The sequence below is a fragment of the Afipia sp. GW823-FHT06G09 genome, assembly GCF_058794875.1.
The window spans coordinates 816,319-840,180 of the sequence record NZ_JBXAHF010000001.1; the positions used below are offsets into that span (position 1 = coordinate 816,319).

Annotated in this window: 22 protein-coding genes and 1 pseudogene; 11 read left to right on the forward strand and 12 right to left on the reverse strand. The window is 61.4% G+C overall.

Going from position 1 to position 23,862, the window contains the following annotated elements; genetic code table 11:
- Window positions 1-184: 184 nt before the first annotated feature.
- The 3 genes from galE (at window position 185) to AC1Q67_RS04120 (ending at window position 4,015) form a co-directional block, all read left to right on the forward strand.
- On the forward strand, window positions 185-1,198 hold the full coding sequence (gene galE / locus AC1Q67_RS04110) for a UDP-glucose 4-epimerase GalE (RefSeq protein ID WP_024574733.1): 1,014 nt from the start codon (window positions 185-187) through the stop codon (window positions 1,196-1,198).
- 279 nt (window positions 1,199-1,477) lie between these two features.
- Entirely contained in the window at window positions 1,478-3,280 is a 1,803-nt protein-coding gene (locus AC1Q67_RS04115) for an ABC transporter ATP-binding protein (RefSeq protein ID WP_492235097.1), read from the forward strand.
- A gap of 45 nt (window positions 3,281-3,325) precedes the next feature.
- The gene (locus tag AC1Q67_RS04120) at window positions 3,326-4,015 is read left to right on the forward strand and encodes a fumarylacetoacetate hydrolase family protein (protein ID WP_492235096.1); all 690 of its coding nucleotides are present in this window, start codon (window positions 3,326-3,328) and stop codon (window positions 4,013-4,015) included.
- A 6-nt stretch (window positions 4,016-4,021) separates the two neighbouring features.
- Here AC1Q67_RS04120 and AC1Q67_RS04125 read toward each other — a convergent pair whose 3' ends face one another.
- Both AC1Q67_RS04125 and AC1Q67_RS04130 read right to left on the reverse strand, forming a co-directional pair.
- Entirely contained in the window at window positions 4,022-5,167 is a 1,146-nt protein-coding gene (locus AC1Q67_RS04125) for an acyltransferase family protein (protein ID WP_492235095.1), read from the reverse strand.
- Between the two features lie 4 nt (window positions 5,168-5,171).
- On the reverse strand, window positions 5,172-6,467 hold the full coding sequence (locus AC1Q67_RS04130) for an amidase (protein ID WP_492235094.1): 1,296 nt from the start codon (window positions 6,465-6,467) through the stop codon (window positions 5,172-5,174).
- 848 nt (window positions 6,468-7,315) lie between these two features.
- Between AC1Q67_RS04130 and AC1Q67_RS04135 the strand changes: the two genes are divergently transcribed.
- The gene (locus AC1Q67_RS04135; RefSeq protein WP_492235093.1) at window positions 7,316-8,356 is read left to right on the forward strand and encodes a hypothetical protein; all 1,041 of its coding nucleotides are present in this window, start codon (window positions 7,316-7,318) and stop codon (window positions 8,354-8,356) included.
- A gap of 47 nt (window positions 8,357-8,403) precedes the next feature.
- Window positions 8,404-9,285, forward strand: coding sequence for an alpha/beta hydrolase (locus AC1Q67_RS04140; RefSeq protein ID WP_492235092.1), 882 nt, complete (start codon window positions 8,404-8,406; stop codon window positions 9,283-9,285).
- A gap of 22 nt (window positions 9,286-9,307) precedes the next feature.
- On the opposite strand, the gene AC1Q67_RS04145 is transcribed toward AC1Q67_RS04140, so the two are convergent.
- From AC1Q67_RS04145 to AC1Q67_RS04155, 3 genes are all read right to left on the reverse strand, one after another.
- A complete protein-coding gene (locus AC1Q67_RS04145) occupies window positions 9,308-9,526 on the reverse strand; it encodes a LapA family protein (RefSeq protein WP_024574726.1) in 219 nt (72 codons plus the stop codon).
- Window positions 9,527-9,621: 95 nt separating this feature from the next.
- Window positions 9,622-10,047: a cupin domain-containing protein gene (locus tag AC1Q67_RS04150; protein ID WP_492235091.1), complete on the reverse strand. Its 426-nt coding sequence runs from the start codon at window positions 10,045-10,047 to the stop codon at window positions 9,622-9,624.
- A gap of 31 nt (window positions 10,048-10,078) precedes the next feature.
- Window positions 10,079-11,548 carry a flavin-containing monooxygenase gene (locus AC1Q67_RS04155; protein WP_492235090.1) on the reverse strand — a complete coding sequence of 490 codons (1,470 nt, stop codon included), beginning with the start codon at window positions 11,546-11,548 and terminating at the stop codon, window positions 10,079-10,081.
- Between the two features lie 240 nt (window positions 11,549-11,788).
- On the opposite strand from AC1Q67_RS04155, the gene AC1Q67_RS04160 reads away from it, so the two are divergent.
- Entirely contained in the window at window positions 11,789-12,121 is a 333-nt protein-coding gene (locus AC1Q67_RS04160; protein WP_024574723.1) for a DUF6968 family protein, read from the forward strand.
- Window positions 12,122-12,471: 350 nt separating this feature from the next.
- On the opposite strand, the gene AC1Q67_RS04165 is transcribed toward AC1Q67_RS04160, so the two are convergent.
- The 7 genes and pseudogenes from AC1Q67_RS04165 to AC1Q67_RS04195 all read right to left on the reverse strand — a co-directional run bounded on the left by AC1Q67_RS04165 (window position 12,472) and on the right by AC1Q67_RS04195 (window position 20,202).
- Complete coding sequence (locus AC1Q67_RS04165; protein ID WP_006021548.1) at window positions 12,472-12,681, reverse strand: cold-shock protein; 210 nt, start codon at window positions 12,679-12,681, stop codon at window positions 12,472-12,474.
- Between the two features lie 929 nt (window positions 12,682-13,610).
- Window positions 13,611-14,492 (reverse strand): annotated as a pseudogene (locus AC1Q67_RS04170) (DUF6615 family protein); the annotation flags it as partial.
- 69 nt (window positions 14,493-14,561) lie between these two features.
- The gene (gene rocF, locus AC1Q67_RS04175; RefSeq protein WP_492235089.1) at window positions 14,562-15,527 is read right to left on the reverse strand and encodes an arginase; all 966 of its coding nucleotides are present in this window, start codon (window positions 15,525-15,527) and stop codon (window positions 14,562-14,564) included.
- Window positions 15,524-15,925, reverse strand: a complete 402-nt coding sequence (locus AC1Q67_RS04180; RefSeq protein ID WP_492235088.1) for a hypothetical protein — start codon at window positions 15,923-15,925, stop codon at window positions 15,524-15,526. Before AC1Q67_RS04180 ends, rocF begins: the two co-directional genes overlap by 4 nt.
- A 57-nt stretch (window positions 15,926-15,982) precedes the next feature.
- Entirely contained in the window at window positions 15,983-17,419 is a 1,437-nt protein-coding gene (gene ahcY / locus AC1Q67_RS04185; RefSeq protein ID WP_492235087.1) for an adenosylhomocysteinase, read from the reverse strand.
- Between the two features lie 184 nt (window positions 17,420-17,603).
- Complete coding sequence (metK, locus tag AC1Q67_RS04190; RefSeq protein ID WP_024574718.1) at window positions 17,604-18,800, reverse strand: methionine adenosyltransferase; 1,197 nt, start codon at window positions 18,798-18,800, stop codon at window positions 17,604-17,606.
- Between the two features lie 58 nt (window positions 18,801-18,858).
- Window positions 18,859-20,202, reverse strand: a complete 1,344-nt coding sequence (locus AC1Q67_RS04195) for a hypothetical protein (protein ID WP_492235086.1) — start codon at window positions 20,200-20,202, stop codon at window positions 18,859-18,861.
- Window positions 20,203-20,401: 199 nt separating this feature from the next.
- On the opposite strand from AC1Q67_RS04195, the gene AC1Q67_RS04200 reads away from it, so the two are divergent.
- Genes AC1Q67_RS04200 through AC1Q67_RS04220 form a run of 5 tightly spaced genes read left to right on the forward strand, consistent with a single transcriptional unit; the run spans window position 20,402 to window position 23,850 of the window.
- Window positions 20,402-20,818, forward strand: a complete 417-nt coding sequence (locus AC1Q67_RS04200; protein WP_024574716.1) for a sugar 3,4-ketoisomerase — start codon at window positions 20,402-20,404, stop codon at window positions 20,816-20,818.
- On the forward strand, window positions 20,815-21,903 hold the full coding sequence (locus AC1Q67_RS04205; RefSeq protein ID WP_492235084.1) for a DegT/DnrJ/EryC1/StrS family aminotransferase: 1,089 nt from the start codon (window positions 20,815-20,817) through the stop codon (window positions 21,901-21,903). Before AC1Q67_RS04200 ends, AC1Q67_RS04205 begins: the two co-directional genes overlap by 4 nt.
- Window positions 21,900-22,535, forward strand: a complete 636-nt coding sequence (locus tag AC1Q67_RS04210) for an LbetaH domain-containing protein (RefSeq protein WP_492235083.1) — start codon at window positions 21,900-21,902, stop codon at window positions 22,533-22,535. The genes AC1Q67_RS04205 and AC1Q67_RS04210 overlap by 4 nt, the downstream gene beginning before the upstream one ends.
- A gap of 7 nt (window positions 22,536-22,542) precedes the next feature.
- Window positions 22,543-23,418 carry a glycosyltransferase family 2 protein gene (locus tag AC1Q67_RS04215; protein ID WP_492235082.1) on the forward strand — a complete coding sequence of 292 codons (876 nt, stop codon included), beginning with the start codon at window positions 22,543-22,545 and terminating at the stop codon, window positions 23,416-23,418.
- 24 nt (window positions 23,419-23,442) lie between these two features.
- Window positions 23,443-23,850, forward strand: a complete 408-nt coding sequence (locus AC1Q67_RS04220) for an META domain-containing protein (RefSeq protein ID WP_492235081.1) — start codon at window positions 23,443-23,445, stop codon at window positions 23,848-23,850.
- Window positions 23,851-23,862: the final 12 nt, after the last annotated feature.

Sequence of the window (23,862 nt, forward strand, 5' to 3'; positions counted from 1 at the left end):
GGAAACCATAAACCGCGTTCCTGAGGGAAAATCCAAGGGATTTCCCGAGAAAGTCCGGCCTTATACCCCATTTCCATCGTTTCTCTGCAAGCTTCCGGCAACAAGTTCGCTTCACATTCCGCGCCAGGTCACGAAAAGATATGGCGCGAGAGACAGGCGCGGAAGCAATGCGGATTGGAATGCCATGACAGTCTTGGTCACCGGAGGCGCAGGTTACATCGGCAGCCACACGGTTCGTGCGCTGGTCGATGCAGGCGAAAGCGTTGTCGTGGTCGACAATCTCTCGACCGGTTTCTCGCAGTTCCTCCCCGAAGGCGTGCCCCTGTTCATCGGCGACGTCGCGGACGAGAATCTCGTCGAGGGCGTGATCGCTGCGCACAACGTCAGTTCGATCATCCATTTCGCAGGCTCGGTGGTGGTGCCGGATTCGATGCGCGACCCGCTCGGCTATTACCGCAACAACACGATGACCACGCGCAACCTTCTGAACGCCGCGGTCAAATGCAACATCAGCCGCTTCATCTTCTCATCGACAGCCGCGGTTTACGGCAATCCGGAGCAGATGCCCGTGGCCGAAGAAGCGCCGACACGCCCGCTGTCGCCCTACGGCTCATCGAAGCTGATGACCGAAATCATGCTGCACGACGTCGCCTCCGCCCACGGGATGCATTACGTCGTGCTGCGCTATTTCAACGTCGCCGGCGCTGACCCGGAAGCCCGGATCGGTCTCGCGACGGTCGGTGCGACCCACCTCCTGAAGATCGCCGTTGAAGCGGCGACCGGCCAGCGCGCCAAGATCGACGTGTTCGGGACCGACTATCCGACGGTCGATGGAAGCTGCATCCGCGACTTCATCCACGTCAGTGATCTGGCGCAGGCGCATTGCGCGGCGCTCGGCTATCTCGAAGGCGGCGGCCCTTCGGCGACCCTGAATTGCGGCTACGGCCGCGGTTATTCCGTGCTTGAAACCATTGAAGCAGTCCGCCGCGCGTCCGGCCGCAACTTCGCGGTTCAGTACGCCGACCGCCGCCCCGGCGACATCATGACCATGATCGCGGACACGGCGCGCATTCGGGCCACGCTGAACTGGACGCCGCAATACGACAATCTCGACACCATCGCCCGCCATGCGCTCGCATGGGAGGAAAAGCTGCTGGCGGACCGGCTCCGGGACGGCCGGCAGGCGGTTTCGGCATAGTGTAGAATTGACCAAAAAGCCCTGATTTCGCTTGAAAATCCGGTCCATAGCGGGCAAGAGACGGACATCGCAGAAACCCTGACGGGGCGCTAGTGTCCCGTATCCGACGTTTGCTTTGTTTTGCAGCGTCTTCCGAGCAAACGTCGGATACGAAAGGACACTAGCAAACGATGATTCTAGTGATCCTTTGGTTCCGACATTCGTAAAAGTACCTGCGAAAGACGTGATACGAATGTCGGAACCGGATCACTAGTTGCGCCGGGCGTCAATGGAACGCGGATGACCGAGCTTCCACGAAAAATCACTGACGACCCTTATGGGGCGGCTGCCCTTATTCGCCGCCTGATTACCGAACAGGGCCTCCAGCACTGGCGGCGCTATACGGTCGCCTTCGTCCTGATGGCGTTGTCCGCCGGCGCGACAGCCGCGTCCGCCTGGCTGCTTGGCGAAGTGATCAACCAGACCTACGTCAATCGCAGCATCAACGGCATCGTGATGCTGTCGCTGGCGATCATCGTTCTGTTCACGCTCAAGGGCGCAGCGACCTACGGTCATACGGTCATCCTGTCGAAGATCAGCAACGCCATCCTTGCCAGCAATCAGCGCCGGCTGTTCGCGAAACTGATGCGCGAGAATGTCGGGTTCTATTCCGAACGCCATTCGTCCGAGTTCCTCGCGCGGCTCACCGCAGGCGCGCAATCCGTGACCCAGGTTCTCAGCCTCCTGATCAACGCCGTCGGCCGCGATTTCCTGTCGCTGGTCGGGCTGGCCGCCGTGATGGTGATTCAGGACCCCTGGATGTCGCTGTCCGGGCTGCTGATTGCACCCCCTGCGTTGTTCGTCATCCGCAAGCTGGTGAAAAGGATCAAAGGCCTCGCACACAACCAGTTCACCGGCACGGCGGACATTCTCGAAACCATGCAGGAATCACTGCAAGGCATCCGCACGGTCAAGGCGTTCACGCTTGAAGACACCATGCAGGCGCGGATCGACCGGAATATCGGGATGGTTGAAGCCAACGCCAACAAGATGGCGCGGGTCCAGAGCCGATCCAGCCCGCTGATGGAAACCCTCGGCGGCTTCGCCATCGCCGGTGTCCTGATGTATGGCGGCTATCGCATCATCGCGACCGGCGCGACGCCGGGACAGTTCTTCTCGTTCATCACCGCGTTCCTGCTGGCCTATGAACCGGCCAAGCGGCTCGCCCGCCTCAACATCGAGCTCAACAGCTATCTGATCGGCGCGCGCAAGCTGCTCGAGATCGTTGACAGCCCGGCGAGCGAGCCGGACGACAGCGACAAGCCCGCATTGCAATTGACCGAAGCAAAGGTCGAATTCCGCGATGTCACTTTTGCCTATCGCGGCAACGAGACCGTGCTCAACCGCATGAGTTTTGTCGCCGAGCCCGGCAAAATGACCGCGCTGGTCGGCCCGTCCGGCGGCGGAAAATCCACCGTGCTGGCGCTGCTGCTGCGGCTCTACGAAGCCAAGTTCGGCGCGATCGTCATCGACGGGCAGATCATCTCCGACGTGTCGCGGCGCTCGTTGCGCCAGCAGACCGCCTATGTCGGTCAGGATGTCTACCTGTTTCGAGATACCATTCGCGAGAACATCGCGTTCGGCAAAGCCGGAGCGTCGGACGAGGACATCGTCAACGCCGCGAAGGCCGCCTGCGCCCACGATTTCATCATGAGTTTCCCGCTCGGCTACAACACGCCGGTCGGCGAACACGGCACGCAACTCTCGGGCGGACAGCGCCAGCGCATTGCCATCGCCCGTGCGCTGGTGAAGGACGCGCCGATCATCCTGCTCGATGAAGCCACCGCTGCGCTGGATTCCGAATCCGAGAAACAAGTGCAGGAAGCCATCGAGCATCTGTGCCAGAACCGCACCACCATCGTCATCGCGCACCGCCTGCACACCATCATGCATGCCGACCAGATTCTGGTGGTCGAGAACGGCACCATCGTCGAAACCGGGCGTCATGACGACTTGCTGCGGCGCGGTGGACGCTACGCCTCGTTCTTCCGCTTGCAGCATCGTGATGCCAATCCGCTGGCTCCCGTCGCCGCCAGCGCGTAAGATCGCCTCTCCCGCCTCGTTGCCCTCCCAGACACCGGAATCCCCATGAGCGCCAGCTTCGTCATTCCCGCACTCACGCAACCGTCCATTCCTGTCGCCGGTGAATCGAAATCCTTCCCGGTGCGCCGCATCTGGTGCGTGGGCCGCAACTATCTCGAGCACATCCGCGAGATGGGCAATGACGAGCGCCAGCCGCCATTCTTTTTCGCCAAGCACGCCGACATGGTGACGCGTGACGGCGCCACGATCCCCTACCCGTCGCTGACGAAGGATTTCCAGCACGAGGTCGAGCTGGTCGTTGCGCTGAAGAGCGGCGGCGCCAACATCGATCCGACCAAGGCGCTCGATCACGTCTATGGCTATGGCGTCGGCATCGACCTGACCCGCCGTGACCTGCAGATGGCGTCGCGCAAGAAGGAGCAGCCCTGGGAGATCGGCAAGTCGTTCGATTTCTCCGCGCCCTGCGGCGCGCTGCGTCCCGCCGCCGAGATCGGCCATCCCGTGAAGGGCAAGATCTGGCTCTCGGTCAACGGCACCGAGAAGCAGAAGGGCGATCTTTCCGAGATGATCTGGAACGTCGCGGAGATCATCGGCAAGCTCTCGCTGCAGGTCTCGCTCGGCGCGGGCGACATCATCCTGACCGGCACCCCCGCCGGCGTCGCAGCGCTCCAGCCCGGCGACAAGATCGAATGCGGCATCGACGGCATCGGCACGCTGAAAGTCGCGATCGGCTGAATCTCCCTACGCTGATTTTGCTGCGATGGCAGACGCCGTCGCAGCGCCGCGCGGCATTTCGCCGATGACATTGCGAAGCCTGACGCGAAGCGGCCGCTCGACCAGATAATACAGCACTGCCGCAGCGGCCACACAGACACAGATCGCGAAAGCATAAACCGCGATGGCAGTCATCGGCCCCATGGCCGCGAGCCGCTCCGGCTTGAAGACGATGCCGAGCGCCCGCAGCACCGGGAAGTGAACCATATAGAGCGAGTATGAAATCTCGCCGAGCCAGACCATCGGCGCCAGTGAGAACAGCCGCGTGGTGACGCCGCTCGACATCGCAAGCGCCGCGATGAACACCGCAAGCAGTGCGATCAGCGCGAAATCCGGCACGCCGAATGACGGCAGGACCAGAAACGCAGCGAGCGCCATCATTGCAGCCGCGTCGTTAAGAGCAGACCTGCTTTCAAGCTTACGGCGCAACACCGCATAACGGCACAGAGCCGCGCCGCAGACGAACGATCCGGCAATCCGCACCAGTGCCGACGGCGCGATCCATGCGCCGGAGAGTCCCCACCCGGCCAGCGAGAAGATCAGCGCCGCAGCGCCGAGACTTGCAACCGCAATCACCAGCAACATCCGCGGATCCCGGACTCGGCCGAGGCCATAAGCAACCAGCGGGAAACAGAGATAAGCGAACCACTCGGCGCTGATCGACCATGACGGCACATTCCAGCTCATCTGATCGGTCACGCCCCAGGCGTGCACCAGCAAGAGCTGCCACGGCAGCGCGCCAAACGTGAAGGCTTCCGGCGACCGGAGATTCAAACCGAGCCGCCCGGCGCTTAACACGATGATCACCAGCGCTGCCAGCACCGCGATGTGCACCGGATACAGCCGGATGAAACGATGCCACATGAAGATCGCAAACTTGCGCCCCGTGAGCCGCTCCATGCTGTCGAAATAGACATAGGTCAGAATGAAACCCGACAGCAGGAAAAACAGGTCGACGCCGAGATAACCCCGCGACACCGCGCCGATATGCGAGAGGCCGATAGGAATGTTCTGGTCCGCGTGCAGGAACAGCACGAGAAACGCGGCCAGCGCACGGATGCCGGTGAGCGAGGCGATCGCCGGTTTTGCCTGCGTGCTGGCCGTTTCCGTCATCCGGTCACGCCCCGAGCTGCTTTTCGACCGCCGCCGCAATGGCAAGCAGCCTGCGGTCGCCGCCATGGCGGCCGATCAGCATCAGGCCGACCGGCAGCGTGTTGCCGAGCCGGATCGGCAGCGAGATCGCGCAGGTGTCGAAGAAATTCCAGATCGCGGTGTTCATCAGCGCCTGAACGTTGCGCTTGTTGAAGCTCTCCATGGTGGATACTTCGTCCATGGTGGGCGCGACGATCTGCACCGTCGGCATCACCAGCACATCGACTTTGTCGAACACCGCATCCATCTGCGCGATGCCGCGCTCGCGGTCGCGCAGGGCGAGAATGTAATCCGCCGCGCTGATCTTCTCCGAGCGCAGCAGGCGCGCCCGCACGTTCGGATCGACGCCCTCGCCCGCTTCCGCCAGCAGCGTGCGGTGAATCGCATAGGCCTCCGGCGGGGCGACACCGCCGCGTTCGTTGGCGGTGTGCATGATGCTCAATGCATCGAGAGTGATGTCGGCGGCCTTCCAGTGGGAGCCGAGCTTCGCCAGCGCCAGCGGATAGGCCTTGCCGACGGTCTCGTCGAGGCCCTCGATGGGATAACCCTGCACCAGGCCGACACGCACATCGCCCAGTGCAGGCGGCGACAGCGGCGATGGGGCCTCACCGGCCAGAATGGCGTCGGCATTGGCGCAATCGGCGACGCTGCGCGCGATCGGCCCGATCGAATCCAGCGTGAACGACAGCGGAAATGCGCCGGTGCGCGGCACGCGCTTCACGGTCGGCTTGAAGCCGGTGACGCCGCAGAACGCCGCCGGGATGCGGGTCGAGCCGCCGGTATCGGTGCCGATGGCGATTTCGCCGATATCGTCACCGATAGCCACCGCCGCACCGGAGGACGAACCGCCTGGCACGCGCTTGCGGTCCGCCGGATTGCCCGGTGTACCGTAATGCGGATTGGCGCCGAGGCCGGAATAGGCGAACTCGGTCATGTTGGTTTTCGCGGCGATGACCGCGCCCGCCTCGCGCAGCCGCGTGACAATGGCAGCATCCGCCGCCGCGGGCTTGCTGCGCGCCGGAAGCACTTTCGATCCGGCGCGGGTGACCTCGCCCTTGACGTCGAACAGATCCTTGATGGTGATGACCGCGCCGTCGAGCGGGCCGCGCGAACCGCCGGATTTGATACGTGCGTCGGCAGCATCAGCCGCCTTGCGCGCGTCGTCCGCATAGACGCTCAGGCAGGAGCGCGCGCCTTCCCCGGCGGGATCGGCGATTCTGGCAAGGGCTTGTTCTAGGCGGTCGCGAGATGAGGCTGTCATGGCTTCTTTTTGCTTTGCGGGAACGGGGCCGGGAGAATGTATTTTTCGCGCGCAGAAGGCAATGCCTCTAAAATTTCGCATTCGCCCGACACATCGCGCGAAACCTCACGCAAACACGCGCCATCGCCCCTGTTGTTATGACGGCGCGGGGGCGCCCGAAGCTCTCGTTCGTTCCTCCCTCAAAATGAGGGCGCGCGGAACGCCGGATGCGCGAGCGCATCCGCAGCCCCGTGTGCAAAAGTGAAAAGCACACGAGCCTAGTCGCCACGGTCACGCCGGTTGCATCCGGCGTTCCGCACGCGGTGGGGCTCCGGCTTGTTTCGTGCTCTCCCCGGCAACGCCCGCAGGCTGACGCCGTCGTCTCCGCGGTACTTTTCTCCTCCGGTCGGAGGTGAAAAGAGCAGACCGGATTTCGCAGGACCACACGACTTGGGCCGGCGCGGACGCGCGGACGTATAACGTGTCGCCACGTTAAACTCCCGCGCACAGCGTGGTTCGTCAGCGCTGGCTCGGATGACTCACACGCCCTTTGTACAAGGAACGCGCCCTGTCATCCTCGTTCGCGCCTGACGCTGCCGCGCCACCGCATCCCGCCCCGCGTATCGTGACGATCGCGAAACGCCCCTCATCAACGGGGCGGGACACGCCGAACATAAGAGAGGTTTGGAGGGCGGGGATACGTATCCCCATCACGAAATGTTTCGGCGTTCCGGGGCCTGGACAACCAGACGACATACGGGATTCCGAGCGGTCCCGATTGCGCTTCGTTTCATCCCGGCTAGACTGCCCGCGTTTTCAGCCGCCCGCTCAACCATGCGGGCATTTTTTAGTTATTTAACGGGGCACGCATGACCGACCAGACACTCGAAGATCGCGTTCGCAAAATTATCGGTGACGAGACACTGAGCGCCGCCGCAAAAGATGAGGCGCTTTCGAATCTCATAGACATACGAATCGATCAGTTCGGGAATTTCATCTTCGTGCGCAAAGGCGCACCGCTCGACGCCAGAGACCTGACGTCCTTCGACCGGGTCAACGTCACCGAACTCAGGGATCGCAAGCGTCCTGCAAAGAGGACGCGGTTTCTCAACAAACTGAACTCGCCCTACAAGGGTCCGATCATCCTGGCGGAAGGAGATTCCTGGTTCGAGTATCCATGGCCCAACATCCCGGACCTGATCGACCGCGCCGGAGACAAATACGCGGTTCTGAGTCTGGCAAGGGCCGGAGACACCTGGAGCGACATCCTCGATCAGGACAGCAATGTGGGCCTCCCGAAAAGATATCCGGACGGAACATTGATGGGCCTCTTTCACACACTGAATGAGGCGACCCCGAAGCTCTTCCAATACGTGATGATCAGCGCGGGAGGTAACGACCTCATCGGCAACCTGAAAGACTGCGTTTATGATTTCGACCCGAACCGTCCCGGAGACGAGTACATCAGGCACAAAGGGGACATCGAGAGACCGGGATTCGACGACGTATTAGGCGCGGCCATCCACCGTTACCGCGAAGCGACCAGCAAGGTGGTGGCCGGTGGCAGGCCAGTTATCCTGCATACCTACGACTATCCAAATCCGAAACTGAACGGCCAGTACATCGGCTACCAGCTCAAAAAATTTCACAAGATCGAAGGCGAAGGGCTGATGAGGCAAATCCTCAACCAGATGATCGACCTGTTTTACGGCGGGCTGAAGCAGATCGCGGATGCGTCGAACGGGAAGATTCATTTGATCGATTTCCGCAACACGATCGGAACGGACGATTACGTTGCGGGCCCGGACGACAGCCTCTGGAACGACGAAATGCATGGCAACTGGGCCGGGTTCGAAAAACTCTGGAAGAAGATGGACAGTGAGCTGACGCCGATCTTCGCCAAGGCATGACGCAGCAGCCGCAGGAGCGGCAAGGTTTTCTAACCGGAGCCAGCACCATGCTCTCCTCCGAAATCGATGCCATCCGCGCGCTGCTGACGGCGAAGGCCCGGCCGGTCGGCTGGGCCGCACGCCGCGAGCGGCTGGACGAGATCGGTTCGGTGTGGCCGGTGGCCGACGACATCACACTGACAAGCGTCGATCTCGGCGGCGTGCCCGGCGAATGGTCGCTGGCGCCCGGCAGCGATGCCTCACGCGTGCTGATGTTCTTCCACGGCGGCGGCTACTGCTCCGGTTCGATCAAAAGCCATCGCCGCATGGTCACCGAAGCGGGACGCGCGGCGAAAATCCGGACGCTGGCGGTCGGCTATCGTCTTGCGCCGGAGCATCCGTTTCCCGCAGCGCTGGACGACGCGATGACCGCGTGGCGATACCTGCGCAGGCAGGCCTATCTGCCGTCGCAGATCGCCATCGGCGGCGACAGCGCAGGCGGCAATCTGACTGGCGTCCTGATCAACACGCTGCGCCAACAGGGCGAACACCCGGCCTGTGCATGGCTCACCTCGCCCTGGACCGACCTCACCATGTCGGGCAACTCGCTCGCGACCAAGGATGCGGTCGATCCGATCATCCACAAGGGCTATCTCGGCGAACTCGCCGACGCCTTCGTACCTGCGGGGATTGCGCGCAACGATCCGCGTATCTCGCCGCTGTTCGCGGATTTACGGGGTTTCCCGCCGGCGCTGGTTCAGGTCGGCTCGCACGAAACGCTGCTCGACGATGCGGTGCGCCTTGCGGCGGCGCTGGGCGCGGCCGATGTCGACGTGACGCTGGAAGTCTGGCCGGAGATGATCCACGCCTGGCCGCTGTGGAACGCGCATCTCGAACCCGGCCGCCGCGCGCTGGCGCAAGCCGGCGCGTTTATCCGCCGTCACATGTGACAGCCCTCGCGCGCTGATTGCGCTACGGCGTTTTTTGCCCGCGCAGGGCCCAGCGCACCAGCCCCCATGCGCTGCCGCCCGTCACCATGCCGACGACATAGATAATCAGGGCATGCACCGCCATCGGCGCACTGAACCTGATGCCGAGGAAGGACACCGTGACGCTCTGAAGATTCTGAAATGCAAAGATCAGGGTTCCCGCGACAAGAACAACAATCACAGCTGTGTTTAACCAGCGCATGGTTCGCCCCGCTTGAAATGAACTTGCTTGAAACTACCCCAAGTCGACCCCAAGTCGAACCGGTTGCAACCGGCCCGCCAAATTTAATCAAATCCCTACTTCTGCAACACCACGTTGGCCGCGCCCTTCTCGACCATATCGATGACCAGCAGCTTCACCGGCTCCGTGCCCTTGTTGGCGCCGAAATGCCACTGGCCGACGGCCTCCACAATGAAGTCGCCGGTCTTGAAGATCTCGGTCTTGCCGGTGTCGAGGTTGGTGACCTCGATGGTCCCCGCCTGCACATAACCGTAGCGCGGAAACGGATGCTTGTGCTTCGGCAGCACCGCGCCCGGCGGAATCTCGTAGGTCGAGACGATGACCTGCGCGTCCTTCTGCGGCAGCACGATCGGCTGGCCGCTCGATGTCACGGTCGTGGACATCACCGGCTTCACCACGACCTTGCTCGTTGCAGACTGCGTGTCAGCATACAGCGGCGATGCGGCCAGCAGCAGGCCGAGCGCGAACGGGAGGGATTTCATCGGAGCTTCCTTCGGCAGAATCGCGGCGCGCTCACTCATACACCATCACGCCGTCATCGACCTTGCCGAGACGCAGCGAGACGATGTCGAGCGCGTAGTTCTGATAAAGCTTCCACGGCCGCTTCGAGCCCTGCTTGGGCATCTTCGCCACCGCGCGCTGCACATAGCCCGAGGTGAAATCGAGCCAGTTCTCGCGCTGCACTTCGGGATCGGTGTTGCGCGGCGTGCACTGCTTGTAGCCGTTCTTGTCCATGTAATTGATCAGGCGGCAGACATACTCGCAGGTGAGATCGCACTTCAGCGTCCACGAGGCGTTGGTGTAGCCGAACGACGAGGCCAGGTTCGGCACGTCGGAATACATCATGCCTTTGTAGTTCAGGGTCTGCGCGAAATCGACCGCACGGCCATCGACGCTGACCTGCATGCCCCCTAACACCTGAAGATTGAGTCCCGTCGCGGTGACGATCAGGTCGGCTTCGAGTTCGCTGCCATCCGACAGACGAATGCCGTTCGGCGTGAAGGTGTCGATGGTGCTGGTCACCACCGAGGAACGGCCCTCCTTGATCGACTTGAACAGGTCGCCGTCCGGCACGAGGCACAGCCGCTGCTGCCAGGGATTGTAGCGCGGCGTGAAATGGGTGCCGATGTCGTAATCCGGCCCGAGCGCATGGCGCACGCCGCCGAGGATGAGTTGCTTGGCGCGCTCCGGCTTGCGGCGGCAGAGCTGGAAGAAATACATGCCCCACAGCACATTGCGCCAGCGGATCGCATGATAGGCGAGCTTCGCCGGCAGCTTCGCGCGCAGCTTGTTGGCGAGCGCGTCCTCGGCGGGCCGCGCCACCACATAGGTCGGCGAGCGCTGCAGCATGGTGACGTGGGTAGCGGTCTTGGCCATTTCCGGCACCAGCGTCACGGCGGTGGCGCCCGAGCCGATCACCACCACGCGCTTGCCCGCGTAGTCGATGTCGCTGGTCCACTTCTGCGGATGCACGATGCGGCCCTTGAACTGGTCCGCGCCGGGGAATTCCGGCGAGTAGCCGCCCTCGTAAGAGTAGTAGCCGCTGCACATAAACAAGAAGCCGCAGGTAAAGCGCACGATCTCGCGCGCCTCGCCCCGCTCCGCCTCCACCGTCCAGCGCGAGTCCGCCGAGGACCACGACGCGCTCTTGACCTGATGGCTGAAACGGATCTTTCCGTCGATGCCGTTCTCGCGCGCGGTCTCGCGCACATAATCCAGAATGTGCGGGCCGTCGGCGATGGCCTTGGGCTGGGTCCACGGCTTGAACGAATAGCCGAGCGTATACATGTCGCTGTCGGAGCGGATGCCGGGATAACGAAACAGATCCCAGGTGCCGCCGATGGCCTCGCGGCCCTCGAGGATCGCGTAGCTCTTGCCGGGGCAATTCTGCTGCAGGTGATAGCCCGCGCCGATGCCCGAGAGGCCCGCGCCGACGATCAGCACATCGAAGTGTTCTGTCTTGATATTGGTCTTGTCGAGCATTTCGGTCTCCCTGACCGGGATTTGCGCGCAGGTGAATTGGAAATGCAAGCCGCCATGACCGGTTATCTGTACGTCGATCTTGTCAGTAGGATTTTTATCCTACATCAAGATCAACGAATGCAACGCGGTCGTTAAATGAGCGGATTGAAAGAGGTTCTCTGCTGGCGGCAGGCGATGGCCAGGCGGGCTGCATGTATTTCCGGTTATCCTCTTCCGCCGCTTAACTTCTGAGGACGTCCCATGATTGTCGCCGAAAGAACACTGACATTGAACCAATCCGGCAAAGATGTGCCGGTCGCTGTTCGTATTTTCCTGCCGTCAAAGGATGACAACGCTTGGGGTTGTCGCTGGGAAATTCAGTGGCCAGACCGGCTCAGAACGAGCGAAATCTTCGGGTATGATTCCGCGCAGGCGCTTTTGCATGCGTTCCAGTCGGTTGGATCGGAATTGTACGCAAGCGATGCCCACACGTCCGGAAGCCTGCGATGGACGGACCAGGGTTCCGGCTATGGTTTCCCCGTGCCTGGAATTATTCGTGATCGCTTGACCGGTGACGACGCAGAATATTTCTGACCTTCCTCCGCGCCCAGACAGCAAAAAGCCCCATCATTTCTGACGGGGCCTCGTGGGCCGATTCTAACATTCGCACCATATTGCGGCGGGCTTCCTTGCGAATGTTGGAATCAAAGGCCCACCGGCAGATATATTTCTAGTGGAGCTTTGGATTTGACATTCGCTTTGGGAAGCAGTCGCAAAAATGGAGCGAATGTCAAATCCGCTCCACTCGTGACGTCCGTTTCATTACATCCGTGAAACGAGCGAAAAGCTGGCTGCTGCAACCAGTACATCCGTGGATGCAGCGCCTGGCTCTTTTTCTTGTTCAGGCTTGCGCGACAACCGGTGTCCGGCTGCCGCGATCGGCCTTACAGAATCTGCAGGTTTTCTGCGCTGGTCTTGCCGCGCATCTTGTCAACCTTGGCTTCGTACGAAACCTTCTGTCCTTCGGCGAGGCCGGTCAGGCCAGCACGCTCGACAGCGCTGATGTGAACGAACACATCGGTGCCGCCATCGTTCGGCTGAATGAAACCAAAGCCCTTTTGGCCGTTGAACCACTTCACAGTACCAGTCGTCATAACAAACAATCCTTAGAGGCGCGTACATGCGCAGTTCCGCACGACGTCGCGCGGAGCATAATCCAATCTAGCGATGTCTTAGGGTAAGGAGCCGAAGGGGACCGAAAAGGTCCAAAGGGCGCTTTAACAAAAGCTGTGCCGCAGGTCGAATGCGAGGCTTGTAGCAGTTGCCGGCCTTAAAGCAACAACTCAATTGTGTTCGCGCGGCGGCGCAGGCGTTTAAGCGAGCAATGCCAGAGGCTTGGGCGCTGAAAATAACCCACGGGTGCCGCGGCATTTCCAGCTTAACGTGCGGAGTTAGCCTTAAAGCTCTCCCAGAAGATTCACTTCAACCAAGCAGCGAGGCAACCACGCCGAGCTGTCACTGCGCCTCTCTCGCGAGCCTGCGCGACGCCGCGAGGAGGGCCGTCCTCGCGAAGGAGATCAGGCGCATCCATAACGCGGCGACGCGATCTCTCCGCGTCGTCCCCGCCGACGGGTCCGGCTTCGCCGGCCCGAATGACAAGGCTCCAGCTGGGACCCATTGATCGCTAACGTAGCGATGTCGCGTCATCCTGAGGTGCGAGCCGCGCATAGCGCGCGAGCCTCGAAGGACGCGCGGCTGCCTGTTGCCGTCGTCCTTCGAGGCTCGCAAATGCTCGCACCTCAGACCACGCAGACAGTGTTCGGTAGCTATGGGTCCCCGCTTTCGCGGGGACGACATCGCAAGTGTTGCGCGATCGCGCATCGCCCACAGATCGTCATGGCCGGACTTGACCCGGCCATCCACGTCTACACTCACCCCATCGCAAGTAAGGCGTTGATCACCGGGTCAAGCCCGGTGATGACGATTGCGAGTATTGACGCATTATGCGCCTCTGAACTTCGATCCACCGATTCAAACGGCCGCTTGCTTCGTGCTCTCCCCGGTGATCGATCGCTTTGATTTGTCACCGTCGTTGTGACTGAGGATATGTCCCTCGCACGGAGTCCGGCACCATTGGCGAAACAAAAGTAACTCGCCACCGATTTAGTTTTTCCAGCTTCCTTCGATCACCGCGGGCTTCGATCAAATCCATAATTTCACGAGGTATCACCTCGGAGATTTCGGGGATATCAAGCTCTCCCAGAATAAGCTCGGAAGAGCTACTTTGGCGTCGAATTTGTATCAACCTATCCCGAATTACGTCCGGACTCGGCGGTATCGGAACGCCTATCCCGTTACGATTCAAAACGACAACACTCGAACTGAAATATGCCATTGGGTCGAGTAACACGAGATTTTCAGGGCAAAACAAACTCGACAATGGAAATAGATGCGGCTGAATTTTTCCTAACGAATTATTTCCACTTCGCTTTTTGTTCGTCTTAACAAGTTTTTCTATGACAAACCCATCGGCAAGGTTGACCCCTGATACAGAAGAGAAGCCCGCTTTGGCTGCAAGTTCGCATGTGTGACCCGGATGATAGAAAACATACAGCGGATAAGTTGCATTCCCATTCCGCGCGCTATCGCAAAGAGTTTCAGCTTGTAACCGCGAGCCAGAAACATGGAAGAGTTCACGATAAGAATGCCTTTTCCATGATTTCCCCTCTCCAAAAGCTCTTTTTGCTTGAACAAGTATGCGAAAGAAAGACGGAGTATGGGGGTTTACAAAATTCCATTCCATGTCAGCGCCAGTAACGCTTTCATCTGGAAACTCTACGAAAACCATTGGCTGACCAACGCTAATCAAGCTAGCCATCATAATATCTGTGATCGTCTCCTCTCTGAACCTTCTCTTCAACCGCTCTTCACGCTGCAAGAATCGGGAAACAAAATGAGGAAACTCGTTCGCAAATTTTACAAAGCATTCTCGCTCCGCTCATGAATTGTTATTCGAATGTGGAAGAACCGTCCCCTACACCACCGCATTGCTCGGCGTCGGGCGGTCATGAATCTGCTGGCCGAACAGCGAGCCGACGAGCTCGACCACCGTGCGCGCGGTGAGGCCGCGGTTGTCCAGAAACGGATTGAGCTCGACCAGATCGAGCGAGCGCACCAGCCCTGAATCCTGCAGCATCTCCATGACGAGATGCGCCTCGCGATAGGTCGCCCCGCCCGAGACGGTGGTGCCGACGCCGGGGGCCGACACCGGATCGAGGAAATCCACATCCAGACTGACATGGAGGACGCCGCTGCGCGCCCTCACCCGCTCGATGAATTCGCGCATCAAGACGCTGACGCCGAATTCGTCGATCCGGCGCATGTCGGCGATCCAGACATCGCGCTGCCCGAGCAATTCCTTTTCCTTCTTGTCCACCGAGCGCAGGCCGAACAGGCCAAGCTGGCGCGGCGCGATTGAGGATCGCTCGCTCTGCGGCAGCAGGCCATCCAGCCCCGGCTCGCCGCACAGGAACGCGCCGGACATGCCGTGCATGTTGCCGGTGATCGTGGTCGCGGGCGTGTTGTAATCGGCGTGGGCATCGAGCCAGAGCACGAACAGCTCGCGCTTCTGCGCGTGCCAGTGCCGCGCGACGCCGTTCACCGAACCCATCGACAGCGAATGATCGCCGCCGAGGAATATCGGAATCGCGCCGGACTTCGCCATGGCGTAAGCGCGCTTGCTGGTCTCGCCGATCCAGGCCTTGATCTCGCGGTAGTGCTTCGCGTTCGGCGGTGGCGCTTCATCGCTGAACGAGAGTTCGCGCGGCGCGATGTCGCCGTGATCCTCGACCTTGAAATCCAGACTCTCCAAAAGCTGTGCGATGCCCGCCGTGCGCAGCGCCGCCGGGCCCATCAGCGCGCCCTTCTGCGACGCGCCGACTTCGATCGGCACGCCAAGCAGCGAGACTGTCGTCGGATAGTCGTTTGATCTGGCGGTCACGAGCAACCTCGCATCAGCGAATGAACCGGAAACCTGCGCATCTTATCGGGATTCGCCCCGTGCGATATGCGCATGCCGGATTGTGCGGGCGGGAACATAACAGCTTCGTGACCGTTGCCGTTCTTTATGAGGAGGACAAGATGGCTGAAGGTGGAAGTGGTGGAATTGGAATATTGGGCGTGATCGTGGGTGCCATAATTGTTGTCGGCATCGGTTTCTTTTTCCTGCAGGGCGGAATGAAGGGCAAAAGCTCCGGGCCCAGCGTGACCATTACGGCGCCCGCAGCGCCCGGCAGCAAATAGCAAAAAAGCCCCGGAACAATCCGGGGCTTTTCTGTTTCCATCATTCCGGGGCGCGCGCATCGCAAGCGAATCCGGAATCCAGACGTTCTTTTCCAACCCATCGAGATTCCGGATCGGCCTGCTTCGCAGACCGTCCGGAATGACGGGTGGTTCTCAGTAGCGGTAGTGATCGCTCTTGTACGGGCCTTCCTGCTTCACGCCGATGTAGTCGGCCTGATCCTTGCGCAGCTCGGTGAGCTTGACGCCGATCTTGGCAAGGTGGAGCCGCGCAACCTTCTCGTCGAGCGACTTCGGCAGCACATAGACTTCCTTCTTGTACTTGCCGTCCTTGTTGTTGGCGAACAGTTCGATCTGCGCCAGCGTCTGGTTGGTGAACGACGCCGACATCACGAAGGACGGATGGCCCATCGCGTTGCCGAGGTTCACGAGGCGGCCTTCCGACAGCATGATGATGCGGTGACCGTCCGGGAACGCGATTTCATCGACCTGCGGCTTGATGTTGGTCCACTTCAGGTTCTTCAGCGAGGCAATCTGGATCTCGTTGTCGAAGTGGCCGATGTTGCAGACGATGGCGCGATCCTTCATGGCGCGCATGTGCTCAAGGGTGATGATGTCCTTGTTGCCGGTCGCGGTGACGAAGATGTCGGCCTGCGGCGCGGCGTCTTCCATCGTCGTGACCTGATAGCCTTCCATCGCCGCCTGCAATGCGCAGATCGGATCGATCTCGGACACCATCACGCGGCAGCCGGCCTGGCGCAGCGACGCCGCCGAGCCCTTGCCGACGTCGCCGAAGCCCGCGACCATCGCGACCTTGCCGGACATCATGACGTCGGTGCCGCGGCGGATGCCGTCCACCAGCGATTCACGGCAGCCATAGAGGTTGTCGAACTTCGACTTGGTGACCGAGTCGTTGACGTTGATGGCGGGCCACAGCAGCGTGCCGGCCTTCTGCATGTCGTACAGGCGATGCACGCCCGTGGTGGTTTCTTCCGAAACGCCCTTGATGCTGTCGGCGATCGCCTTGAAGTAGCCCTTCGGCTTCTCCTTGAGCTGCTTCTTGAGCAGCGCGAAGAACACTTCCTCTTCCTCGGAGCCCGGCTTGTCGAGGAACGCGGCATCGCCGTTCTCGGCGCGCAGGCCGAGATGGACGTACATGGTGGCGTCGCCGCCGTCATCGAGGATCATGTTCGGGTGACCGCCGCCGTGCCAGTCGAACAGCTTGGCGGTGTAGTCCCAGTAGTCCTTCAGCGTCTCGCCCTTGACCGCGAACACCGGAATGCCGGCGGCAGCGATGGCGGCTGCGGCGTGGTCCTGCGTCGAATAGATGTTGCAGGAGACCCAGCGGATGTCGGCGCCCAATGCTTTAAGGGTTTCGATCAGCACGCCGGTCTGAATGGTCATGTGCAGGGAGCCGGCGATGCGCGCGCCCTTCAGCGGCTGCTTGGGGCCGTACTCTTCACGCGTGGCCATCAGGCCGGGCATTTCGGTCTCGGCGAGCGACAGCTCCTTGCGGCCGAAATCGGCGAGGCCGATGTCGGCGACGATGTAATCGGTGAAGCCTGCGGGGGCTTTCGCGGTAGCGGTGGTCATGTTGGTTCTATCCTTTGAGTTGCGGCTCTACTCCCTCCCCCTTGTGGGGAGGGTGGCGCATTGAGAGCGAAGCGAGCAATGCGTCGGGTGGGGGAACATTCAGAATGCCATTCACGACACCCCCACCCCGGCCTCCGCTTCGCTCGGCCGACCCTCCCCACAAGGGGGAGGGAAATAATTGGCATCACACCGCGCGCTTCAGCGCATCGGCGAGATCGGTCTTTTCCCACGAGAAGCCGCCGTCGGCGTCCGGCGTGCGGCCGAAGTGGCCGTAAGCGGACGTGCGTGCGTAGATCGGCTTGTTGAGATCGAGGTGCTTGCGGATACCACGCGGGGTGAGGTCCATCGACTCGGCAACAGCCTTCTCGATCTTGTCGTCGGAGACCTTACCGGTGCCGTGGGTGTCGATGTAGATCGACAGCGGACGCGCAACGCCGATGGCGTAGGCGAGCTGCAGCGTGCACTTGTCGGCGAGACCGGCTGCGACAACGTTCTTGGCGACATAGCGCGCGGCATAAGCCGCCGAGCGGTCGACCTTGGTGGAGTCCTTGCCGGAGAAAGCGCCGCCGCCATGCGGAGCCGCACCGCCGTAGGTGTCGACAATGATCTTGCGCCCGGTGAGGCCCGCGTCACCATCGGGACCGCCGATATAGAACTTGCCGGTCGGGTTGATGTGCCAGATGGTCTTGCCGTTGATCCAGCCTTCCGGCAGCGCCTTGCGGACATACGGCTCGACGCGCTCGCGCACCTGGTTCGAGGTCATGTCCTCGACGAGATGCTGATGCGACACGACGATTTCGCGCACGCCGACCGGCTTGCCGTTTTCGTACTGCACGGTGACCTGGCTCTTGGAGTCCGGACCCAGCACCTTCTCGACGCCCGAGTGACGGGCTTCCGAGATCAGGCGCAGGATCTTGTGCGCGTAGTGGATCGGCGCCGGCATCAGTTCAGGCGTCTCGTTGGTGGCGTAACCGAACATGATGCCCTGGTCGCCCGCGCCCTCTTCCTTGTTGGTGCCGGGCTGAAGTGCGTCGACGCCCTGCGCGATGTCGGCCGACTGCGGATGCAGCAGGATTTCGATATCGCAGGTCTTCCAGTGGAAGCCTTCCTGCTCGTAACCGATGTCCTTGATCGCGGCGCGCACGGTCGCCTCAATCTGCTCGTTGGTGACGGTGGCCGGGCCGCGCGTCTCGCCGGCGATCACGACCTTGTTGGTGGTGGCGAGCGTTTCACATGCGGCGCGGATCGCCCACGGATCGATGCCGGCCTTGGGGCCCTCACGGAAAAACAGATCGACGATTTCGTCCGAGATGCGGTCGCAGACCTTGTCCGGATGACCTTCGGAAACCGATTCACTGGTGAACAGATAAGACGCGCGCATCAACAATCCCTTTCAGATGGGCCGCGATCGGCCCGTTTGGATTTTCAACAAATTCTTATCAATCGCGACGCCGTGAGATGACGTAGGATTCATCGTAGAACCAGAGCCCGTTGTGCTTGCGCAGAACCTCTCTGGTGGCGTCGAGATAACGTCCGCTTTGCGTGACTTCGTCCAGGCGGTCGTCTTCGACCTGAGCGACATACACCGCCGCGTTCCATGCTGCAAAGGCCGTCGAAGTCCCGATCGGCCCTGTCACTTCGTTGGGCAACGCCTCCATATCGTACCGGAAAATGGAGCGGTTATCCGCATAAGCGTTAAAGTTGAGATCGCGCCCGGCCGATCCCAGTTCGTATTTCACCGCACGCAGCAACTCATGGCGGCTGACGGCGAAAGGATTTTCTCCGGGCCACACCGACTGCACGATCTCCATTCCGGGATCGTGACCGTAGGAGTGAATCCCGATCAGGCGGCCACCTGCGCGCAGCGCGCGCGCCAGTGGCGCCACAATCTTCTTGGCGCGGAAGTTCAGCGACGATCTGGCGCGATAAGGCTGCGAGGCGATCACCAGATCGAAATTGGCTTCGACCCGCCCTGCCCGCGGAATCATGGCGTCGAGCAGGAACCGGTGGTCCTCACGATAGATCACCAGCGCGATCGGCCGCTCATAGACCGGCATGCCGGAACGCGAACTGACGGCGGCGCGCCAGTTTTCTTCCAGAAACGGCTGCAAATCGGCGATTTGCGTCTCGAACTCGCCAGAGGATGATCCGCGCAAGGCAACCTCGCGCCAGATCATCGCCGCCGCCGCCGTCGGCGATTTCGGCGCCAGCCATGGCGCTTCGGCGTAGTTCATGTTGGTCAGGACGAAAACGGTGGCCGGGTGCTCGAACAGGCGGTCCGGCACCTTGTTCAGGGTCAGCCGCACGTCCTCGAGGCTGATTTCCTTGCCGGCGATATAGAACGGCATGTTCGGGAACCGGCTGTGCATGGAGCGCATCACCCGCGCCAGGACCGTCCCGTCGCCCACGCCTGCGTCGAAAACACGCAAGGCGGGCGGCCGTGGATGGATACTCCCCAACTCCAGCGCCACCCGGTCGGCGATCACCCGCTTTTCGGAGCAGGTGTGGACGAACAGCAGGTACTTCTGCCGGTTTTCGAAAAAACGGAAGTTGCCGGTGGGATCGCGCTTCTCGATCGGAGGTTCCGGCACGCTCACCACCGGAACGCCGTCCCCAAGAAAAGCTTTAATCCGCTCCAAAGTATCGACCGTAATGCGCTTGCCCTCGCGCAGCCGGTGCACCAGCTTGCCGTCGTTTACCGCGCGGCGGCCGAACGTCGATTCCGCCATCCCCGCCTGACGGCAGTATTCGGAGATCTGGGCCAGGAGCTGGTCGTTTTTCATCAGACCGGTGGGCAGGGTTCGGGTGGGCCGAAATTTGTGGGCAGAGCGATTTCGTGCTGAGTTTCCTACCACCATCTGCCCACGATTGAAACCGGGCGGCCCTGCAAATTTGACTGCCCCACGGTTTTATTCGCTAGAGATGCGCGGAAACTCCTCGACCCTCCCGCCCCCTGAATCAAACTCCCGGATCGATCGCGCCATGCAACGGACCACCCTCATCAAAGGCGCGTATCTGATTTCCATGACCGAGCACACCGATGCTCGCGGGCGGCTGTCGCTCCTTGAGTATCCCTCAAGCCTGCCGTTCGTCGCCAAGCGGATCTTCACGCTCACCGAATGTCCGGCGGACACCGTGCGCGCCGAGCATTCGAATCCCGCCGATCAGGTGATCGCGGTGTCGAGCGGCGCGGTTCACGTCGAACTCGATAACGGTCACGACACGGCAGAGCACCGGCTGGACCCATCCGGCAAGGCGCTCTGGATCCGCGCCGGCGTATGGCTTCGCCTGCGCCGCTTCGAGCCGCAAACAGTGGTGCTCATTCTGTCTCCGATCGAATACAATGCCAGCGCCCAGTTCGATGGGCCGCAACCTGACAAGATCGTCGAGCCGGAATGATACCTCAGGCTGCTCCAGCATCACGGATCGCGCGTTATCGAAGCGCCGTCGATGCGGCGATTGCCTCCGTCATCGAAAGTCAAAGCTATATCCTCGGATCGGCAGTCGCGAACTTCGAGGCAAGCTTCGCCGCCTATATCGGAGCGGCGCACTGCGTCGGCGTCAATTCCGGAACGGACGCGCTCGCGCTCAGCCTGCGCGCGCTGGGGATCGGCAGCGGCGACGAGGTCATCACCACAGCGCTGACGGCACCGGCGACGGCGCAGGCGATTCTGCAATGCGGAGCAACACCGCGCTTTGCGGATGTGGACAGCCGCACGCGCTGCATCGACCCGGCCGCAGTTGAATCTGCCATCACGCCGCGCACTGCAGCCATCGTTCCGGTGCATCTGTTCGGCATGCCATGTGACATGCAGGCACTCATGACCATCGCCGAACGCCACAAGCTCGCCGTTGTCGAGGATTGCGCGCAGGCCCACGGCGCGTCCATCGGATCGCGGCGCGTGGGCACCTTCGGTCATGCCGCCGCATTCTCTTATTATCCAACCAAAAACCTCGGCGGGATCGGCGATGGCGGCGCGGTTCTGACCAGCGACGCAAGTCTGGCCCAGCGGATCAGGCGCATGCGCAACTACGATCTCGGTGAAGACCGCACCGCCCGCTCCGTCGGCTTCAACTCGCGTCTCGACGACATGCAGGCCGCGATACTCTCTGCGCTGCTGCCCCATCTCGACGAGGGAAACAGCGAGCGCCGCGCCATCGCCGGGCGCTACCGCGAGCTGTTAGGGGCATCGGATCTGGAACTGCCGCCACAGAATGAAGGCTGCATTTATCATCAGTTTGCCGTCGGCCATGAAAACCGGGATGGCCTTCGGCTCCATCTCACGCGCGCCGGCATCCAGACGAATATCCATTACTCTCCCTGCCTGCACAGGCACGAGGCATTTTCGTCCAAAATCACTGAGTCATTTCCCGTGGCGGAACATCTTGCCGGATCGTTGCTGAGCCTTCCGGTGCAGCCCGAGACGACAGCGGGTTCACTGCCCTATATTGCAGAATCCATCCTGGAGTTCATTCGCACGTGACGCGTATCGTCCTTTTCGGCACTGGGTCCCCCGTCGTCGCGGACGTCGAGGAAAGCCTTCATCGTGCCGGTACGATAATTGCGACCGGCATCAGCAACCGGCCGGCACCTTCCCAACTGTCAAACGGCATACCCGTCACCGATGCCGACAAGGTTTCCGCCGAACTGCTTTCTCTCCCCTATCTCGTGCCGCTCTTCTCTCCCGGCAACCGGAGAACCGCATTTGAAGAAGCCGCGAGGCTGGGATTGAAGACACCCTTCACGCTGATCGACCCGACCGCGATCCTGCCGCGCGCCCTGGAATTGGGAGATGGAAGCTACGTCAATGCGGGATGCGTCGTGGGAAGCCGCGTGCGTGTCGAAGCGTTCGGCTTTCTCAACCGCGGCGCCGTCATCGGCCATGATCTGGAGGCCGGTACGTTTGTGTCGATCGGACCCGGCGCCGTCATTGGCGGAAACGTGACCCTCGCATCCGGCGTGCTGATCGGCGCGGGCGCAGTCGTTCTGCCGAAAATCGTTATCGGTGAAAATGCCGTGGTCGGCGCGGGTGCGGTGGTCACGCGCGATGTTGCTGCCGGCGCTGTGGTCGCCGGAAATCCCGCACGGCCCATGCCGCAGCAAACCGGAAACTGACCAGCGCATGCCGCGTCCAACCGTTCACCTCTACACCGTGTGCTGGGACGAAGCCGACATGCTCGGCTTTTTCTTCCGGCACTACGATCCGTGGGTGGATCGTTACGTCGTTTACGACGACGGCTCGACCGACGGCTCGCTGGACATTCTGCGCGCGCATCCGAAGGTCGAGGTGCGCTCGTTCACGCGCACGGATCCGGAGTCGTTCGTGGCCTCCCATTCGGCGATGCAAAACGAAGTCTGGAAGGAAAGCCGCGGACAGGCCGACTGGGTCATCATCACCGCCATCGATGAACATCTCTGGGTGCCCGGAACGCCGATGCGTTCCTACCTCGCCGCGCAGCAGCAAAGCGGGGTGACGTTTATCCCGGCTTTCGGATTCGACATGATCGCCGCCGAGATGCCGAACGATGAAGGACGGCTGATCGACCGGATCAATCGCGGCCAGCCCTCGGCGCTGTTCAGCAAACTGAGCATCTTCAATCCCGATGCCCTGAATGAGACGAATTTCGGAATGGGCCGCCATTATGCTCGCCCGGCGGGGCGCCTGACATTGCCTGCGCGCGATGAACTGGTTCTGTGGCACTACAAGCGGCTGGGGTTCGACCGCACCGCCACACGCGAGCAGGTTCAGGGCGCGCGGCTGGGCAGCAAGGATGTTTCCAATCGATGGGGACACCAGTACTTCTGGTCGCCGGAAGAATTCCGCGAGGAATGGAACAAGTTCGATCAAGCCGCCGTGAATCTGGACCGGGAAAATCCGGGATCGGCGCGGCCCGCTGATGAAGATCTGTGGTGGAGCTCCTATAGTACGGACATCCGGGCGAAGCCGTTGTGGCAGCGGATACTGAGAAAGCTGCGCAGGGTACTCGTTCCTGGGTGAGAACTGCCAATGATCGGGATCACGATGTCTACACGCTTCACTGCTCTCGCAGCTCTCACGGTTCTGCTGACCGGATTGGCCGCTGCCGGTCCCGCGGCGCCGACGGGCAAGTGGCTGGCCGAAGACATCGATGGGGGCGGCGTGATCGACCGGCTGCAAACCACGCTGGAAATTCGCGACGACGGCATGGTCACAGGCATGGGCGGCTGCAACCGCTACGCAGGCTCGGCAAAGTTCGACGCAACAACGATCAAGTTCCTGCCGATGGCGAGCACGCGGATGGCATGTTCGCCCGCCGTCATGAAGCAGGAATCGAAATTCCACGCCACCCTGGAAAAAGTCCGCGCATGGCGCGTCGATCAGGTGCAGCGAAAACTTGTGCTGCTGGACGGCCAGGGTTTTGAAATGATGCGCCTCAGCCAGATGGACTAAGCGGGTCGCGCC

Excerpts from the sequence above, each read along its gene's own strand:
- galE (WP_024574733.1), top strand. The coding sequence starts at position 185 with ATGACAGTCTTGGTCACCGGAGGCGCAGGTTACATCGGCAGCCACACG.
- AC1Q67_RS04115 (WP_492235097.1), top strand. The coding sequence starts at position 1,478 with ATGACCGAGCTTCCACGAAAAATCACTGACGACCCTTATGGGGCGGCT.
- AC1Q67_RS04120 (WP_492235096.1), top strand. The coding sequence starts at position 3,326 with ATGAGCGCCAGCTTCGTCATTCCCGCACTCACGCAACCGTCCATTCCT.
- AC1Q67_RS04125 (WP_492235095.1), bottom strand. The coding sequence starts at position 5,167 with ATGACGGAAACGGCCAGCACGCAGGCAAAACCGGCGATCGCCTCGCTC.
- AC1Q67_RS04130 (WP_492235094.1), bottom strand. The coding sequence starts at position 6,467 with ATGACAGCCTCATCTCGCGACCGCCTAGAACAAGCCCTTGCCAGAATC.
- AC1Q67_RS04135 (WP_492235093.1), top strand. The coding sequence starts at position 7,316 with ATGACCGACCAGACACTCGAAGATCGCGTTCGCAAAATTATCGGTGAC.
- AC1Q67_RS04140 (WP_492235092.1), top strand. The coding sequence starts at position 8,404 with ATGCTCTCCTCCGAAATCGATGCCATCCGCGCGCTGCTGACGGCGAAG.
- AC1Q67_RS04145 (WP_024574726.1), bottom strand. The coding sequence starts at position 9,526 with ATGCGCTGGTTAAACACAGCTGTGATTGTTGTTCTTGTCGCGGGAACC.
- AC1Q67_RS04150 (WP_492235091.1), bottom strand. The coding sequence starts at position 10,047 with ATGAAATCCCTCCCGTTCGCGCTCGGCCTGCTGCTGGCCGCATCGCCG.
- AC1Q67_RS04155 (WP_492235090.1), bottom strand. The coding sequence starts at position 11,548 with ATGCTCGACAAGACCAATATCAAGACAGAACACTTCGATGTGCTGATC.
- AC1Q67_RS04160 (WP_024574723.1), top strand. The coding sequence starts at position 11,789 with ATGATTGTCGCCGAAAGAACACTGACATTGAACCAATCCGGCAAAGAT.
- AC1Q67_RS04165 (WP_006021548.1), bottom strand. The coding sequence starts at position 12,681 with ATGACGACTGGTACTGTGAAGTGGTTCAACGGCCAAAAGGGCTTTGGT.
- ahcY (WP_492235087.1), bottom strand. The coding sequence starts at position 17,419 with ATGACCACCGCTACCGCGAAAGCCCCCGCAGGCTTCACCGATTACATC.
- metK (WP_024574718.1), bottom strand. The coding sequence starts at position 18,800 with ATGCGCGCGTCTTATCTGTTCACCAGTGAATCGGTTTCCGAAGGTCAT.
- AC1Q67_RS04195 (WP_492235086.1), bottom strand. The coding sequence starts at position 20,202 with ATGAAAAACGACCAGCTCCTGGCCCAGATCTCCGAATACTGCCGTCAG.
- AC1Q67_RS04200 (WP_024574716.1), top strand. The coding sequence starts at position 20,402 with ATGCAACGGACCACCCTCATCAAAGGCGCGTATCTGATTTCCATGACC.
- AC1Q67_RS04205 (WP_492235084.1), top strand. The coding sequence starts at position 20,815 with ATGATACCTCAGGCTGCTCCAGCATCACGGATCGCGCGTTATCGAAGC.
- AC1Q67_RS04215 (WP_492235082.1), top strand. The coding sequence starts at position 22,543 with ATGCCGCGTCCAACCGTTCACCTCTACACCGTGTGCTGGGACGAAGCC.
- AC1Q67_RS04220 (WP_492235081.1), top strand. The coding sequence starts at position 23,443 with ATGTCTACACGCTTCACTGCTCTCGCAGCTCTCACGGTTCTGCTGACC.